This is a genomic window from Methylobacterium sp. BI1, from assembly GCF_056680125.1.
In genome coordinates, this window is the sequence record NZ_CM155267.1 from 4,898,862 (window position 1) to 4,914,049 (window position 15,188).

General features: G+C 63.6%; 23 protein-coding genes and 2 pseudogenes. 5 read left to right on the forward strand and 20 right to left on the reverse strand.

Annotation, left to right across the window (positions count from 1 at the left end):
• Positions 1 to 62 precede the first annotated feature (62 nt).
• Positions 63 to 474 (reverse strand): annotated as a pseudogene (locus AC1MGR_RS23155) (recombinase family protein); the annotation flags it as partial.
• Between AC1MGR_RS23155 and AC1MGR_RS23160 the strand changes: the two are divergent.
• Positions 474 to 569, forward strand: a pseudogene (locus tag AC1MGR_RS23160) (IS6 family transposase); the annotation flags it as partial. The pseudogenes AC1MGR_RS23155 and AC1MGR_RS23160 overlap by 1 nt on opposite strands.
• Positions 570 to 733: 164 nt before the next feature.
• Here AC1MGR_RS23160 and AC1MGR_RS23165 read toward each other — a convergent pair.
• From AC1MGR_RS23165 to AC1MGR_RS23185, 5 genes are all read right to left on the reverse strand, one after another.
• Positions 734 to 1,084, reverse strand: coding sequence for a heme utilization protein (locus tag AC1MGR_RS23165; protein WP_480233090.1), 351 nt, complete (start codon positions 1,082 to 1,084; stop codon positions 734 to 736).
• Between the two features lie 110 nt (positions 1,085 to 1,194).
• Positions 1,195 to 1,428 carry a hypothetical protein gene (locus tag AC1MGR_RS23170; protein ID WP_480233091.1) on the reverse strand — a complete coding sequence of 78 codons (234 nt, stop codon included), beginning with the start codon at positions 1,426 to 1,428 and terminating at the stop codon, positions 1,195 to 1,197.
• Positions 1,429 to 1,843: 415 nt separating this feature from the next.
• On the reverse strand, positions 1,844 to 2,545 hold the full coding sequence (gene ctrA, locus AC1MGR_RS23175; RefSeq protein ID WP_480233092.1) for a response regulator transcription factor CtrA: 702 nt from the start codon (positions 2,543 to 2,545) through the stop codon (positions 1,844 to 1,846).
• 444 nt (positions 2,546 to 2,989) lie between these two features.
• On the reverse strand, positions 2,990 to 3,457 hold the full coding sequence (locus AC1MGR_RS23180) for a Ros/MucR family transcriptional regulator (RefSeq protein ID WP_480233093.1): 468 nt from the start codon (positions 3,455 to 3,457) through the stop codon (positions 2,990 to 2,992).
• A 272-nt stretch (positions 3,458 to 3,729) separates the two neighbouring features.
• Positions 3,730 to 3,999, reverse strand: a complete 270-nt coding sequence (locus AC1MGR_RS23185; protein ID WP_108040813.1) for a hypothetical protein — start codon at positions 3,997 to 3,999, stop codon at positions 3,730 to 3,732.
• A 174-nt stretch (positions 4,000 to 4,173) separates the two neighbouring features.
• Between AC1MGR_RS23185 and AC1MGR_RS23190 the strand changes: the two genes are divergently transcribed.
• Complete coding sequence (locus AC1MGR_RS23190; RefSeq protein WP_480233094.1) at positions 4,174 to 4,503, forward strand: hypothetical protein; 330 nt, start codon at positions 4,174 to 4,176, stop codon at positions 4,501 to 4,503.
• A 2-nt stretch (positions 4,504 to 4,505) separates the two neighbouring features.
• Here AC1MGR_RS23190 and AC1MGR_RS23195 read toward each other — a convergent pair whose 3' ends face one another.
• Entirely contained in the window at positions 4,506 to 4,835 is a 330-nt protein-coding gene (locus AC1MGR_RS23195) for a GCG_CRPN prefix-to-repeats domain-containing protein (RefSeq protein ID WP_480233095.1), read from the reverse strand.
• Positions 4,836 to 5,279: 444 nt separating this feature from the next.
• On the opposite strand from AC1MGR_RS23195, the gene AC1MGR_RS23200 reads away from it, so the two are divergent.
• Entirely contained in the window at positions 5,280 to 6,152 is an 873-nt protein-coding gene (locus tag AC1MGR_RS23200) for an outer membrane protein (protein WP_480233096.1), read from the forward strand.
• A 194-nt stretch (positions 6,153 to 6,346) separates the two neighbouring features.
• Positions 6,347 to 6,556 carry a hypothetical protein gene (locus AC1MGR_RS23205; protein ID WP_480233097.1) on the forward strand — a complete coding sequence of 70 codons (210 nt, stop codon included), beginning with the start codon at positions 6,347 to 6,349 and terminating at the stop codon, positions 6,554 to 6,556.
• Between the two features lie 59 nt (positions 6,557 to 6,615).
• Here AC1MGR_RS23205 and AC1MGR_RS23210 read toward each other — a convergent pair whose 3' ends face one another.
• The 9 genes from AC1MGR_RS23210 to AC1MGR_RS23250 form a co-directional block, all read right to left on the reverse strand.
• Positions 6,616 to 6,801, reverse strand: a complete 186-nt coding sequence (locus tag AC1MGR_RS23210; protein WP_463773871.1) for a hypothetical protein — start codon at positions 6,799 to 6,801, stop codon at positions 6,616 to 6,618.
• Positions 6,802 to 6,837: 36 nt separating this feature from the next.
• Complete coding sequence (locus AC1MGR_RS23215; RefSeq protein WP_480233098.1) at positions 6,838 to 7,398, reverse strand: DUF2059 domain-containing protein; 561 nt, start codon at positions 7,396 to 7,398, stop codon at positions 6,838 to 6,840.
• Positions 7,399 to 7,449: 51 nt separating this feature from the next.
• The gene (locus tag AC1MGR_RS23220; protein WP_108040858.1) at positions 7,450 to 7,710 is read right to left on the reverse strand and encodes a hypothetical protein; all 261 of its coding nucleotides are present in this window, start codon (positions 7,708 to 7,710) and stop codon (positions 7,450 to 7,452) included.
• Positions 7,711 to 8,079: 369 nt separating this feature from the next.
• On the reverse strand, positions 8,080 to 8,532 hold the full coding sequence (locus AC1MGR_RS23225) for a BLUF domain-containing protein (RefSeq protein WP_108040845.1): 453 nt from the start codon (positions 8,530 to 8,532) through the stop codon (positions 8,080 to 8,082).
• A gap of 167 nt (positions 8,533 to 8,699) precedes the next feature.
• The gene (locus AC1MGR_RS23230) at positions 8,700 to 9,356 is read right to left on the reverse strand and encodes an SOS response-associated peptidase (RefSeq protein WP_480233099.1); all 657 of its coding nucleotides are present in this window, start codon (positions 9,354 to 9,356) and stop codon (positions 8,700 to 8,702) included.
• Positions 9,357 to 9,359: 3 nt separating this feature from the next.
• Positions 9,360 to 9,626 carry a hypothetical protein gene (locus AC1MGR_RS23235; RefSeq protein ID WP_480233100.1) on the reverse strand — a complete coding sequence of 89 codons (267 nt, stop codon included), beginning with the start codon at positions 9,624 to 9,626 and terminating at the stop codon, positions 9,360 to 9,362.
• 1 nt (position 9,627) lies between these two features.
• A complete protein-coding gene (locus AC1MGR_RS23240) occupies positions 9,628 to 9,837 on the reverse strand; it encodes a hypothetical protein (protein ID WP_480233101.1) in 210 nt (69 codons plus the stop codon).
• A 271-nt stretch (positions 9,838 to 10,108) separates the two neighbouring features.
• Positions 10,109 to 10,393 carry a hypothetical protein gene (locus AC1MGR_RS23245; protein ID WP_480233102.1) on the reverse strand — a complete coding sequence of 95 codons (285 nt, stop codon included), beginning with the start codon at positions 10,391 to 10,393 and terminating at the stop codon, positions 10,109 to 10,111.
• Positions 10,394 to 11,356: 963 nt separating this feature from the next.
• Positions 11,357 to 11,617 (reverse strand): hypothetical protein, encoded by a 261-nt coding sequence (locus AC1MGR_RS23250; RefSeq protein WP_480233103.1) that lies wholly within the window; start codon positions 11,615 to 11,617, stop codon positions 11,357 to 11,359.
• Positions 11,618 to 11,957: 340 nt separating this feature from the next.
• On the opposite strand from AC1MGR_RS23250, the gene AC1MGR_RS23255 reads away from it, so the two are divergent.
• Positions 11,958 to 12,149, forward strand: a complete 192-nt coding sequence (locus tag AC1MGR_RS23255) for a hypothetical protein (protein ID WP_108040837.1) — start codon at positions 11,958 to 11,960, stop codon at positions 12,147 to 12,149.
• Positions 12,150 to 12,165: 16 nt separating this feature from the next.
• On the opposite strand, the gene AC1MGR_RS23260 is transcribed toward AC1MGR_RS23255, so the two are convergent.
• The 4 genes from AC1MGR_RS23260 to AC1MGR_RS23275 form a co-directional block, all read right to left on the reverse strand.
• Positions 12,166 to 12,384, reverse strand: a complete 219-nt coding sequence (locus AC1MGR_RS23260) for a hypothetical protein (RefSeq protein WP_480233104.1) — start codon at positions 12,382 to 12,384, stop codon at positions 12,166 to 12,168.
• 149 nt (positions 12,385 to 12,533) lie between these two features.
• A complete protein-coding gene (locus AC1MGR_RS23265; protein ID WP_480233105.1) occupies positions 12,534 to 12,752 on the reverse strand; it encodes a hypothetical protein in 219 nt (72 codons plus the stop codon).
• Between the two features lie 158 nt (positions 12,753 to 12,910).
• Positions 12,911 to 13,624 (reverse strand): glutathione S-transferase family protein, encoded by a 714-nt coding sequence (locus AC1MGR_RS23270; RefSeq protein ID WP_480233106.1) that lies wholly within the window; start codon positions 13,622 to 13,624, stop codon positions 12,911 to 12,913.
• Between the two features lie 114 nt (positions 13,625 to 13,738).
• On the reverse strand, positions 13,739 to 15,013 hold the full coding sequence (locus AC1MGR_RS23275; RefSeq protein ID WP_480233107.1) for an alpha/beta hydrolase: 1,275 nt from the start codon (positions 15,011 to 15,013) through the stop codon (positions 13,739 to 13,741).
• Positions 15,014 to 15,188 lie beyond the last annotated feature (175 nt).

The window sequence follows — 15,188 nt, forward strand, 5'->3', positions numbered from 1 at the left end:
ACGGCCTGTGGACCCGGGGCCATGCCCGTCTACGAACTTCCGCTTTCAAGGACCGATCGATCTCACGGCTGAGGCGCATTTGGGTCGAAACCAGCCTTTCCGGCTGATGGTTCGTCTTTCACCCCGAGGGCACGGTAGACGCTAGCCCGGGCGATGCCGCGGTGGCGCGCGATCCCGGCAGGCCCCACGCCCTCGGCCTTGAGGGCACGAACCTGGGCCGTTTCGATGGATGGGCACCGCCCCTTGTGGATGCCGGCGGCCTTGGCTTTGGCGATGCCCTCCATCTGTCGCTCGCGGCGCAGGTTGGTCTCAAACTCGGCGAACACGCCCGAGCATTTCGAGGAAGGCCTTGCCGGCAGCGGTGCCGGTGTCGATCGGCTGTTCGGTCGCCTGCAGGATGGCGCCCCGTGCTTTGAGCGTCCGGACGATGTCCTGGAGGTCTCCTATGGAGCGGGCTAGGCGATCGATGCGGGTGGCTGCGCAAGGGCTTCGGCTTTGCCGGTGCGTGGACCGTCCGCGAGCAGAACCAACTCCTTGCCGTCTGCTTCGGACTTCCGGCGGTTACAAGACCTGAAAACCAGGTAGATCCAGCGTCCACTGCGGCCTACGGCACGGCTTGCGAAAGGCTCGCCTACAGTACGGCTTACAACAACCCCTGTGCACCTGGGCGAGATCTTCGCGGGTGCCCTCGGTGCTGGGAAGGACTGCGATGCCGACGATCCCGAGCCGTCACTTACCCTGCGCGCTTAGCACTCCAGCTACCGCTGCACGCAACAAGGCCGCCGCTCGTGCGCCATGTCCCCGTACCACTGCCCTTCAAACTGAGCGTGCCCATGATCGGCACATGGTTCGGACCCTGTACGATCGTTGCCTGGACGACCCCAGCTGCCGAGACCCCACCGCTGACATCGATGTCTTCGCCGGGGATCGACGCATCGCTGTCCTTGATCCGCACCTGATAGGTCGTTGTAGGGGAGCAGGGTCCATCGGTCGTCGAGGCCACGATGCTCCAGGAGCCATCGTGCTGGTTCGGCACGCGGACCTTCTTCGTGGCGGCATACGCTGGAGTAAGCGCAGCGACCATCAGACAGGTTCCTAGAACCGATAGGCGAGTAGGGATCACACGAAGCTCCAGTGCGCGTCTGGGGCGGGAAGCCCGAGCTCGGGCTTCCCTAAGGATTTTGATGATTGGAATCACATCCCGCGGTTCATCATCCGCTTCTTCATCATGCGGCGCTTCATCATCTGCTTCCGCATCATGCGCTTCTTCATCATCATCCGCTCGCTGCGGTCCATGCGAACCTGCGTGACGCTCGACTGATCCGTCTGCAGGCCGTTGACGACCATCGGAGCCGCAGACGCAGCGCCTGCACCAAGTGCGAGACCGCCGAGGATCGTGAGAGTGGCAAGCGTGAGGGTCTTCTTCATTTTGGATCTCCTGAGACAGGTTGTTTCACCAACCTGTTGGAGAGAAGCAAAATCTTCGACGAAAAGTTCAATAATTAAAACAATAACTTAGATAACATCCCTATAGGCAGCACAATGGGCGCGTCGGAGCTGGACCGTCGCGTTACCCCCCTAAAGCGAGGGCTTCGGGCTGCAATACGTACTGGCTCACAGGGAAGTTTCAGCGGTTTTCAAGAAGCGTCAAAAACTGCAATCGGTGCCAATCTTCGACCTCGATAAGACCTACCGAACAATTGCGGGCAAATCGAAAAGGTACGGAAAGGCTACCAAACGTTCGAAAAGGTTCCTTCACACCTGTGCATCTTTGGTGCGCAGCGCTAGCAACCTGTCAAATATGGCACGACCGCCTCACCGCTCGGCAGGCGAGGAAAGCGTTTCAGCTGGCAATGGCCCGCACCTCCGGCACGCCCTCCCTGAGGGCGTAGCCGCGACCCCAGACGGTCTCGATGTAGTTCTTGCCCGACGAAGCGTTGGCGAGCTTCTTGCGCAGCTTGCAGATGAAGACGTCGATGATCTTCAGCTCGGGCTCGTCCATGCCGCCGTAGAGATGGTTGAGGAACATCTCCTTGGTCAGCGTCGTGCCCTTCCGAAGGGCTAGAAGCTCCAGGATCTGGTACTCCTTGCCTGTGAGCTTGACGTAGCTATCCGCGATCGCGACGGTCTTCTCATCGAGGTTCACGATGAGATCGCCGGTGGTGATCACCGACTGGGCGTGACCCTTCGAGCGGCGCACGATCGCCTGGATGCGGGCGACGAGCTCGTCCTTGTGGAAGGGCTTGGTCAGGTAGTCGTCGGCGCCGAAGCCGAGGCCTTTCACCTTGTCCTCGATGCCGGCCATGCCCGAGAGGATCAGGATGGGCGTCTTGATCTTCGACGCCCGCAGCGTGCGTAGCACCTCGTAGCCGGAGATGTCGGGCAGCGTCAGATCCAGCAAGATGATGTCGTAGTCGTAGAGCTTGCCGAGATCGATCCCCTCCTCACCGAGGTCAGTGGTGTAGGTGTTGAAGCTCTCGGACTTGAGCATCAGCTCGATGCTCTGTGCGACGGAGGTGTCGTCCTCAATCAGCAGCACGCGCATGGGCAAGGATCCTCCGAAGGTTGAGGCATCCTGAACGCGCATCGGCAACAAACCGTTAAGTTTGCACTGCGGCCAAACATAGCAACGGCCACGGACGCTGGAACGAGGTGCGCGTACATCCGGCGTCACCCGATCCCGGCATCGTGGCCGCATCCGATCGAGCCGTAGAGCCGCGATCGGTATGACCCTGAGATGGGGTCATTATGGTTAATGTTCAATGAAGCTGCCCCGCCGCCCGATCTGCTCACGGGCCGGCGGGGAGGATCGTCCAACTCACAGTCAAGCCGGTACGCAACGTGGCTCGTAATCAGAATGCAGACCTTCTGTTACCTAAAAGGATCAAAGCTGGGTGTCGTCGTGCGTGTCGATGCGGGAATGCGCCGTCGAGCGCGCGCTTCCGGCTCGAGCCGCGGGTCATGGCGATCAAACCCCGGGCCATAGGGCTTACGCGGCCTTGCCACGTCCCTTGGCCTTCGGCTGCGCGTTCGCGCTGTTGTCCCCGACTCGGCCGAGGCCGATCGACTTCGCCAGGGCCGAGCGCTGGGCGGCGTAGTCCGGAGCGACCATCGGGTAGTCCGCCGGAAGGCCGTAGCGCTGGCGGTAGCTGTGTGGATCGAGGCCATGGCCGGTTAGGTGACGCTTGAGCGTCTTGTACGTCCGGCCGTCGAGGAAGCTGACGATGCCGCTGGGTGTTACCGACTTGCGGATCTGCGCGGGCGTTGCCTTCTCATGGACTTCCTCCGGAGCGGGCTCCGCCATGCCGGAGGCGAGTCGCGTGAGCGCCGCATGGACACTCTGGATCAAGCCCGGCAGTTCGGCCGCCGGGATCGAATTGTTCGCCACATAGGCGGATACGATGTCACCGGCGAGATCGATCAAATCGGTGGTTTGGTTGTCTGCGCTGTCCGTCATGCTACCATCTGGTTGTGTTTATCCCAGATAAAGGCATGATCGATACAAGATTGATGTTCAAGAGGAACGTAGCGTGCTTTGAGCGCCCGTACACATCAGATGTCCTATAGCCTCTTAGGCATTCGTCATACTGCGCCGATGCGATTCGAGGTTTGAGGCATCGTATGTCAGACGTTCGGGCAATGTCCGGACGAAGTCGCTCAGAGCCAGTTCCTGAAACAAGAACGGCGGAGCTTTCGCTCCGCCGCCGGTCGTCTCAAGGCGTTGAGGGCCTAGCGGGCCGTGCCGCCCGAGGTACGGCCGAACTGCCAGACTGGGAAGTTGTTCTGCTCGGCGTTGCCCTGCTGAGCGGAGGTGTAGTCCCGGCCGTAGCCGATGGAGCCGGTTGTGATGTCGTCGTAGCTGCGGGCTTCGTGGCTACCGGGCGCCGCAGCGGCAGAGATGCCGGCGGGAGCCGTATAGCTCTGGGCCAGGGCGGGCGTGGCCAACGCGCTAACGCCCAGGACGACGGCAGCAGCGGCGGAAGCAAAACGAGTGTTCATGGCACAATCCACTTGGGTTTGCGCGGTCTCCGTCAAATGGCGGTGGGCCGTGACTTGTTCAGTGACCTTGATCTAGGCTTGCCGCAGCTGGAATTCCGTGCCGTTTGGCACTCAGGTATCACACCGACATTTCGACTTCAGGAGTACGGCGTTTTGATCCGACCACGAACGACTATGCTGTCCGCCGCAGCGCCGCAAAATCCGTCTCTGCCTCCTGCGCCCCCCTGGCAGGAGGCCATCGTACCGATCGCTGAAGCTCTGCTGAGCCTCGTTGCCGCCGTCGAGAGTGGTCCCACAGCCGGCCCCGCGGTGAAAGCCTTCCAGGCTGCGATCCGGCGAAAGGGCGAGGAAGCGGCGGCAGCCGGCGGCCCCGACGCCATGGAGGCTGCGCTGCGCATCGTCGCCGGGGCGGCCCAAGATCGTGCCGAGCGGCGCAGGCGCATCATCGACAAGGCCTGGGCCGGCTTGAACGGCTGGCGGCCTGAGGATCGCCAGCCCCGATGATTTCAGTAGCCGTCGTAGAACCGACGCGGACGGTCGTAGTCGTAACCACCGCGACGGCCATACCCGTCTGCGTACCCGAAGGGCCGTCCCTCGTAGAACCGGCGAGGCCCACCGTAGCCCCCATAGCCGTAGCCACGGTCATTCGGGCGGCAGCGGCCCCAGGGATTGGGATGGAAGCCGGGTCCGCAGCCGCCGGCCACGAATTCGATGGCGGGCTCACCGCGGCCCCCTTCGTAGGGATCGAATGAGAGGGATTCCGCATGGGCGGACGTTGCCAGAGCGAGTCCGGCGGCCATCACCGTAGCGATCCCGAAGGCCTTCACGCGCACCATGACCTGAACCTCATTTGGCGTCCGGTCATCTGCTCAACCGACCGGCAAGATCAAAGCTGCGCCCTAGCGGCTGAACCATGGCTGACGCCTTCCACGGCGTACCGTTCAGGCTTTGCTGTAGGCGGCATCCATAAGAAAACTGCCGGCGTGGCTCTGGATCAGGCCCCGCGCACGATGACCGGCGTCCTGTTCGTCGCCTCAGGGCAGGTGAGCCGTCTACGGCTTCGCGGCCCTCGCGTATTTTGGAACCAATAGCGTGGCTGCGAGTTATGCGCCCCCAACCAATATGGTAAGTAAAACCCTAACGCATTGCTGGATCAATCCAGGCTTCACCAATCTGATCTGAGTGTTGCGCATCTGCACTAGTGGTCAGGTCTACCCTGTCTGTAAGGTCACTTCACACCGCACCGAGAGTGCGCATCAGATCTCCCCGGCAGACCGACCATGATCAAGACGCTCATCCTCGCCAGCGCCGCTACGGCCCTCCTCGCCGGCGCCGCCTCCGCCGCTGACCTTCCGCGTCGTCAGGCTCCCCCGCCGGTGTTCGTACCGGTGCCGGTGTTCACCTGGACCGGCTTCTACGCTGGTTTCAACGCCGGTTACGGCTTCGACGCCTCCAGCAACAACCAGGCGACCGTCATCGGCGTGAACGGCGCCAGCACGCTCGTCCTGCCGGGCTCGACCGCTGTCGTCGCCTTCGGCAACGGCCGCAGCAACGACGGCTTCGTCGGCGGTGGTCAGATCGGCTACAACTACCAGTTCACCCCGGGCTCCGGTGTCGTGATCGGTGTCGAGGCCGACGCCCAGTACGTCGACTTCGGTCGTGACCGGAACCGCTTCTCCTCGACCGGCCCGCTGGCCGCCCAGCAGGTCTTCAACCCGGCCGGCGTCTCGGGCCTCGACTACTTCGGCACCGTCCGCGGCCGCCTCGGCTACGCCTTCGACCGCACCCTCGTGTACGGCACCGGCGGCTTCGCCTACGGTTCGGGCGGCGGTCGCGACTTCGGTCTGACCAACTCCAGCCGCGACGACTTCCAGACCGGCTGGGCTGCCGGCGGCGGCGTCGAGTACGCGCTCCCCACCGACTCGTTCCTGAACTTCTTCAAGTCCTCGGCCGTCACGCTGAAGATCGAAGGTCTGTACGTGAACCTCGACCAGGGCAACCGCAACAACGGCGCCTTCGCGGTCAACAACGTCGGCAACGTCGTCACCACCACCAGCCCGGGCGTCGTCCTGGTCAGCGGCGGCCGTCAGGTGCGCGACACCGAGTTCGCCGTCGTCCGCGCCGGCCTGAACTACAAGTTCGGCTCCTACTAGGATCGACGGGGCTTTTCGGTTCGGCCTGAGCGTCCCCAGCCCCGATCACCTGGCCGCTTTCGTCGTAACGCGCCTCGAGGAGTCATCCTCGAGGCGCTTTCGTTTCTTCTGCCTGGGGCCCCGCGACGTGGCCTGCGAGCCGCATGGAGCCCTTTTAAGGTTCTCCTAACCGCGATCGTCCCACGCTCGGCCGTATGACCAAGCGCTCGATGAAGAAGACCGGCCGGCTGATCCTGTGGCTCTTCGCTCTCGCTTCCGGCGGGTTCGTTGGCTCGCGGCTCGTCGATGCGAACCGAACGGGCCAGCCGATCGTCGCGGCATCAGACCAGAGCGAGCCGGAAGCGACTGGCTCGATCGACCAGAGATCGATGCGCTGGTGCGGGGCGGCGCCATGGTGCCATTGAGGCCCTATCGATGCAGAGCGAGCGCTCGCCGCTGGGATGCATCATGAACGCGTGGAGCGCTACGAGCCCTTGTCCGCTTTTTCCTTGGCAAGCCGAAGGGCCTTGAGACGCGCCGTCTTGTCCTCCGTCGCCTGCTGGGTCGCGTCGTAGTCGGCTCGGGCCTCGCCTCCGGCGCGCGCTCGTTCCAGATGTTTGGCGGCCTTCGTCTCACGCCGATCCTGGGCGCCACTGTCATCGCTCGTCATGGTGCGGTTCCTCTTCGACCTCGATGACCGGGGATATCAGCGTGCCTTTCCCTGGCCGCTCGTGGTCCAACCGTGTGCCTGGATCGCCTTGGCCAGTTTGCCCTGCATCTCGGGCATCACGGACTGCATCCACTGCTGCGTTCCAGCCAGTTGCGCCTGGGCGAGTTGCGGCTGCGCCGTGACCAGGCGCTTACCGGCCGGCGTCGCGTAGAACGCCGCGATCGCCTGCAGGTCGTCCTTCCCGAGGGCCGCTGCGAAGCTGCGCGCCTGGATGTCGAGAAGCTCATCGTAATGCGCGGTCAGGGTCGGCATCACGACCTCCTGCACGAGGGTCTGCGCCTGATCCTGCTGCTTGATCCCGATCTGCTGCATCATCCCGACCATGGGGGTCGCGATCGCGTTCAGGAGTGCGGTCCGATCGCCCTGCATCTGCATGACCACCTCGCGGACCGCCTTCAGCGTGGCCGGATCGGATGTCGTGGCGGGTGCCGCTGGTGAGGGCACAGGTTGAGCCAATGCTGCGCACGGCAGAGCGACCCCGAGGCAAAGGCAAGCGATGAGTCGAGAGATGCGCATGGCTGTTCCGATCACGGGCATCGCGCGCTCCGATGCTACGCGACCACGGCGAACTGCTATCACACTTCCTGGTCAGATCTGTCCCGGCTGACACCCGTAGGGTGGGACGGCGCGGGGAAACCTATCCTTGATGCGCTCGCAGCCCCAGGACCGTAAGGATGCGGGCAGGCGACGGTTCACCTCGATGCCCACCTCGTCGTAGGGCGAGGCCCCGGACGTCACGTAGCTGTACCAGCGCCAGCCGATCGTTCCGAAGCCAGCGACGAGGATCCCGCAGGCCACCGTCAGGGCCAGGGCCAGTCGCGATTGAGGGCGCGGTGCTTCGCCTGCCATTCCGGTCTCCTGCATATCGACGGCGTCATTCGTAGCCCGATCGACGTGACGACGTCGACGCCGAGCCGAACGGGGAGCCGTGGGACGCCGATGGTCGCGCCATGCCAAGCGAAGGCGGCGCTGCATCGTCGTGCGAACTCGGAGGCTGACCAGAGCGGTGCGGCGATCCAGGAGACGATCTACCGGCCGCGTGAACGCGTCCACCGACCGTGCTGAACCGCACATCCGCGCCCCGAATTCGGATGCATCACACGTGCGGTCGTCGTCTTGCCCCCCTTCGACGACCACAACGAGCGGCGCAGCGCCTTGCAGGCCCTGCGCCGTTTGCATGTTCCATGAACTGCGGTCGCGACGGTTGACTGTCAGCGTCTAGCTGGCAAGGCGCTGCGCCTGACGCTTGGCGGCATCGAAGGCCTGAAGATCCAGGGCGAGGTTGATGATCTGCGCGCTTTTCAGGCGTGTGGGTTCGATCGCGCTGCCGATGCCATGCTGCAGGTAGACCTCCTCGACCTCAGGCGTCCGCATGGCGCCGCCCATGGTCCAGTTGGGGAAGGATCGGCTCGGGCTGTTGCGCGCATCCATGATGGTTGCCGTCGTGTGGCGCGGATCGCGTGCAATACGGGTGTAGGTCGCGCTCACCTGTGCCTGCTCACCCTCAAGGATCTGGATGAACCAGGTCTTGTCGAAGATCAGGAACCCGGTGATCCCGTCGCGGCTGTTGTTGCGCTGGGAGGCCGCGACGATCTCTCGCAAATTCGTCAGCATCGCCCGGTCGTTACCGAGGACGACGTTGCGGCTGTAATAAACAAGCTGGTGGATCATCGCAGGGTTTCGTTTCTACCATCAGGCGTTGCGTGAGTAGATTTTTGCCCCTCACGACCGGGTGGCTCGATAACGCAGCCCACTGCAGATTGTTTTGGCCAAATATGCTTGTTTGGTGGCTGAGTTAATCAAACGACAAGGCCTGACGACGTGAATCTGCCGGAGACCTATTCAGACGGATCTTTCCGGGCGCCCGTTGCCACGATCCGCATCATCGCATCCGGCAGGGGACGCTGAAGCTCCAGGGCGATCTCCGTGGGGGCCGCGAGCCAGGTGCTCCATTCCTCCGGCGTTGTCAGCAGCACCGGCATGGCCTTCGGATGGACCGGGCCGACGATGCCGTTGGCCTCACAGGTCAGGAACGAGAACAGGCGGTGCTCTTCCTCAATACGGTCGGGGTTCTCGGCCTTCGTGCCGCGCACGCCCGTCCAGGGGCGCCAGATACCCGCGAAGGCAAACAACGGCCGGTCCTCGTTCAGGGCAAACCAGGTTGGCGTCTTCTTGGGCTTGGTGTCGGCGTATTCGCTGAACGAGGAGACCGGCACGAGGCAGCGGTACTCCGGCTTCAACCAGGGCCGCCAGTGCGGGCTCTTCACGTTGCGCACGTTGGTGACGGGATGCTCGCCGAACTGCTTCGGGCCCGGGATGCCCCAACGGAACATCTCCAGGACACGCTCACCGTCCTCGGCCACACGCACGACGGGGGCGCGCTGATCGGGAAAGATGCCCGGTAGCGGCGGCAGGTTGCCGGCGTGATCCACCGAGACTCCGAAGGACGCACGGATCTCGGCCTGCGGCGTGACCAGGCTGTAGAGGTTGCACATGGCTCAGGTCCTCGACGGCAGCCCCGTCGTTGTTGGGCCACCCGTGGTATCGAGCTTGGCCCGGCACGTCATGCCGTAGATATTGGGCGTCCGGCTTCCAACTTCGCGCTGGAAGCGGCAGGTTTGCGTCAGGGCCAGGTACACGTCCAGCACCGAGGCATGCGCCCCGAAGCGCTGGCGCAGCCGCCCAAGGGCATAGGATCCGCGCCGTCCGCAGGGACTGCACGCGATGACGATGCGTTCGGCGCGCACATCGCACAGGCGCTCCATGTCAGGTGCCCTGACTGGAGACGGCACCACGAACGTAGCCATAGGAGATCCGCCGTTCGGCCGTCGCCAGCCTTGCCTCCAGGCTGATGATGTCCTCGATGGCTTGCAGCAGGGCACGACGCGCGTCGCCGCCGGCCGCTTCCTCGTAGGCCAGGGCGATCATTTCGGCCGCGCTCATGGAAGCCGGCTCGGCGATCTGTGCTGCAGTCATAACCTTTGTCCTGCTTTGGTACAAAGCAGGAACATCCTCTCGAGCCCAGGGTCAAACGCTTTGTGGATGACCTGTGCAGACTGGGGATAGGCGGCAAAAACTCCTTGCCAGGGGCTAGCGTTACGCTGGGGCTCACATTCAGTCCGGTCCAGAGCGGGCTCGCCAAGTCACAGGCTCGAGGTCAGATAGATGATGCGGACCCGCTGATCCGTCATCAGATCGGGCGGCAGGGACTACTGCGTGCAGAAGAACGTTGATGGAGCGACGCGGATCAATCTGCGGCCAGCGTGTCAGACGTTTCCAACATGACATTCATGCGCCGATGGCAGAAACTTGCCAAAGATGTGCGGTTGACCTTGAACGCATTGGCGTGGCACCAGCTAAGGTAATCGTTGGGCTCGACTTCAACCTTGATGGGATGTTTACCGTCGAGCTTGGCTTTCGAGAACCTCGTTTCAAATGTTATTTGCCAATCCTCATAACGAGCCGGCATCATCTCCTGTCTTAAAATGACGTCCCTAATCACGGCGTAGTCCTGGGCAGAAAACCAAGCCATTGGGCGAAGATCGTCAGAGCGAATAGCGCCCGCCGAACGCCTTCTGACAGCTCGCATTGCAGCCTAATCTCATCGTGTCGCGAGGGGGTTTTACTTTGCCGTCAATGCTTGCGCTACCCGCATGTCTTCGTCCCCGGGTCTACTCTCATTCTTAAGCTCGCCCTCCCTCGATCCGGAGGCGATCGGGTCTTGATATACGGGAGGCACGAACCGCTCATCTGTGTGGTGAGCCGATCGATTAACGCCCCTCGGCGTTCTCCCGCCTGAAGCCGCCGGTCAAGCCATCGCCCAGGCGAGCACCAGAATGCCGCCGAGAAACATCCCGTAGGTGGCCACCACGGCGGCGACCTCGCGGTGCTTGCGTAAGACGGAGCGGGTGCGTGACATCAACTGGGACCAGGAGCGGGCGTGCGGCCTCTTCCTGATCGACCAACTATGCCGATGTGAGGGCTCGTAGCGCCCGAGTGCGTGAGAAAAGCCTGCCGTAGCGTGGCGGTCACATAAATTGTTGGCCGCGCGATCCTGGTTGAAGCGTCAGGACTTTGGAGCCCTGGTGGTTGGCCGACTATCGGGCTCCTGGGTCGCTGATCGCGCCGGCGACTGCAGCGGTCAGGGCTGCCGTCATCATGCCGAGGAAGGTTACCGTGATCATATCTCAGGTCCTGTCGAGGTGTGGCTCAGGCGCACCAGCGCCGCTGAATCACGACATGCCTCGCAATTCGTTTACGAGCCGTTAACCCTCACGCGAAGCGTCCTCGTAGCGCGATCGTCTGGCGCAGAAGAAGACCCGCCGCAGACAGCGCCGGGCGGGTCTCAAAGCAGGGATCGTACGGCTGGGCCCTTACAGACTCAGGAAGGCGTTGGCCGTTCCAAAGACCGTGAAGACGAGGCCGCCGGCGAAGGCGGCGACCATGGCGTAGGAGAAGCCTTTCAGCAGCATGGGGGTCTCCGTTGCGGGTCCGATCAGCAGCGGTTTCCGCCGGAGGTCTGGCCGTACTGCTGGGTGGGGAAGTTCTGCTGGTTCGCATTGCCCTCGGCGGCCGAGCTCATCGGGCAACCGAGATAGGCCGGGGGACGCCGCATATCGTTGACCAAGCCCGTGGTCTCGACATCGTAAGGCGCGAACGAGGTGTAGCGGGAGGGGCTGTCATAGGCCATGGCGGACGAGATCGGAGCAACGCCAAGGACAAGGGCGGTGGCGAGGGCGGCGATACGGGTCTTCATTGTGGCTTACTAGCTCCTTCACAGTACGAACCAAATGTCTGGCCCGTTTCTCTCTGTCTGAAATTAATATGGGAAGCCGTTTTCATTCTTGACGTGTCAGGGGACACGTCATGCGCTGGATTAAAGCCGGACGCCACAAATCTGACCTCAGCTGATCTGGTACGAGATCGGACGACGCCTTCTAAAGCGTTGCCATCGATGTAGGTATACCAAATACGGTCATGGTCTGGAATGTCGGGCCGAGGATCAAACTTGCCTCCGTTGCCCATCCGAGATCCGGTCCGGGCTACGATCCCTCGCGTGCCAACCCTATATCTCGGTCCAGAGCGGAGAAGATATCGTGTTCACAGTGAAGGGGATCGATCCGAGCGGGAGGGCCATGAGCTTTGCCTGCGGCACGGACGAACAGGCGATGGAGAAGACCTGGGAGCTACGGCGCCGGGGCTTCCGGGACGTCGTGGTCGTCGATCCCAAAGGCAAGGAACTCGGCGATGGGGCGTTCGAGCGTTCCCTGGAGATCGATTGGGAGTGAGCTGCGCGGCAGGGGGTCACCCGGTGCGGGGCTGTAGCGCGTGCATATAAGCGCGACGCGACCGCATTGCGGCGCGTGTGTCCTCGATCTGCCCCAGGATTTCTCGGATCGCCGTCGAACTCTCCCCCCGGCTGACGAGGGTGTGAAGGGTTGCGATATGCTCATCCCGATGCGCCTCACTCTGGGCGATCAAGTCATCGAGCACGTCGACCGTCTCCGCGGGCAATCCGTCCATATCCCCCCTCCGTTCAACCGTCCCGGCATTGGCTGCCGTCGACACGGGATGGAACGTGCAGGAGGGCTTTTGGCTTGGCCTGGACCGACCGTTTTTCGCGAGCCTGGATCCGTCGGACTGCTGGTCGGATAATACGGCCTCCCGCTCGTTCAGCCCGTGCGCCGACCCTGTTCGGCCTCTGCACGCCAGGTATCGCGCTCACGCTCGGCCTGCGCCAGTCGGAGACGCAGAGCCTCGTTCTCGGCGTGCTGTTCACCCGCGTCGACCGCCAACTCGACGCACTGGTCCTGAACATCCGCGAGTTGCTGGCGGAGCTCCGCATTCTCGATGACCAGGGCAAGGAAGTCGGTGCTGCGCTGATCGCTCATTCCGTCCCCATACCCCATTCCTGCTGGGGTGGCGGGTCTATCTCAGCGAGCCCGGCAGCACCATCGCGGCTAGCGCGGCGCCCGGCCGCGGCTCGGCTTCGCGCTGCAAGAAGGCCTCCTGCCGATCCGACGCGCGAGGCGTCGGATCTCAGCCATCATCAGGCTGTCTTCATCTCATCCAGCTCCTGCAAGCCGCCGCCATCCGCATAGGCTATCCGGAAGCTGGATCGCGTCTTCCAACGTTGCCAGAAGCGGTCGAGCTGTTCGAAGCGTTCATCCAGGGGTGTTGCCACGGGCCCGAACTTCGAGAAAGCGATGGCGGTGCAAAGGGTGATGTCGGCGAAAGTCGGATCGGCTCCACCGAGCAGCCAGTCCCGCCCGTCGGCGAGGTGACGCTCGACCAAAGCTGCATGGCCGATGGCCTCCTTGCGGCAATGCTCGCCCCATTGCGGATTGTGGGTCAGCTCGAGCTTCGGTCCGAGGCCCTGGTGTGAGACGTGGAACAGAGTGGTCAATCGATAGAGGATCTGCACCCAGACCCGGTCGTTCCACATGGTGTCCTGGGCCTGTTCCAAGGGTGTCTCCCCCAGGATCTTGCGACCCGGGAATGTCCCATCGAGGTAGCGGGCGATGGCAACGCTCTCCGCGAGGTAGCCACCTTCTGGGAGTTCGAGGGTCGGCGTTTCACCCCACGGATTGCGCGCGAGGTGGCGCCAACCCCGCTGTTCGCCGACCGGCGCCATGTCGAGCACCCGCTCCTCGAGCTGGTCTGCGATACCCTTCTCGTGAACCAGAAGCCGGACACGCTGGGGGTTTGGAAAGGCTGAGGGTGAAGTGTAAATGACGAGCTTGTTCAGGGCTGCCTCCAACATCCTTGTGCTCCGAACGGAGCCAGAGCATCGAACGTCCTGAAACGTCACGCGTTCGATCTTAGGTCAAAGTGGATTGTTCGGCGATCCCTCTCCGCACCCGAGCCGTGTGAACAGCTAGCGCCCGCTGGTTCCGAGCGCCCGCACCGGTGCGCCGGCGAGATCGACCGTTGATCCGACAGTGTCGCGCAATCCGGATCCCACGTTCGAGAGATGCTCGCCGTAGGTCTCGCGGGTCTGAGGATCGATCAGGGCTACAGGGGCGGCAACGGCCAGGGCAGCTCCGGTGGCGACCGTAGAGGCCGCGCCGGCGGCCGTGCTGACCAGACGGTCGCCGATGCCGATCTGCCCGTCCGAGATCGGCTGTCCGTCCGCGAGCCGCTTGCCCAGGAGAGCGACGACGTCGCCGCTCGCGAACTTGCCGTGGTTGAGGGCGTCGGTCGACTTCACTGCGGACAGGTTCAGCACGGATACGTTCTCGTGCTCCAGCTGCGTCCGGTAGGGTTCGACCGTCGGATCGATGGCGCCGAGGCGGACGCTGTCGCCCCAGACCAGGCGGGATACGGCGAGGGCCTGGTCGTCGCCGGAGACCATCAGGGTCAGGCGGGGGCGGTCACGGCCCATGTCGTGGAACGCGGCCCGGGCGAGGTCCATATCGACGTCGGGGGCGGCCAGGATGACGTTGCGGATCTTCGGGGCGATCCGGCGATCCCGGATGGCCATCTGGCGCAGGCTCTCGAGGGTCAGCCAATTGCCCATGGAGTGGGCCAGGATCGTCACCTCGCCGACGTTCGGGTCCTTCGCGAGGTCGCGCAGCAGAGTCTCGAGTCCGTTCCGGGAGAAGTTCGTGCTCTCCCGGTCGTAGCCGTAGGCCAGGACGGAGCCGCGCGAGGGCCAGGTGAACAGCACGGGCGCGACCTCGGCCCCGGAGTCGTGCACGATCTGAGCGAAGCGGAAGACGGCGTCCTCGAACTTGTTGTTGAAGCCGTGCACGAAGACGAGGACGTGGCGCTTGGCCGAACCCCGGACGGCCCGGTTCGTCCAGGCGGGGACCTTCTCGCGCTCGATCGGATCGGCGCGCAGGGCGACGAAGTCGGTGGCTGGGTTGCCGGGGACCGACTTCGGCCATTGGACCGAGCCCGGCTGACGGATGGCATCGGGTGGGATCGAAACCGCCAGATCGGTGTAGGTCACCGCCTCGCCACGCTCGCCCGAGAACAGCACGCCGCGGTCGACGGCGGACTTGCGGGTCGTGGCAACGAGCATGTCGACCCGCGAGGTGCCTGCGACCTGTTCGGCACCCGCGACGGGCAGGAGAACGCCATTGGGACGCCCGGCGCAGCCCGTCAGCAGGGCGAGCGCCGTCATGCCGACCATACTGCCAGCCGTCATACGTCCGAACCCAAAGGCTCCGAACACTCGCATCTCCACGCCCATCTCACTGGAAGCCTGGACGGGCGCTGGTTCACGCGCCGTCAAGACCAGGGCACGATACGATGCGATTGCGGCGCCGGGCAGTCCGATCCAGTGGTTCTGAAGTGGATGTGGCACCGCAGTCACGAGAGCC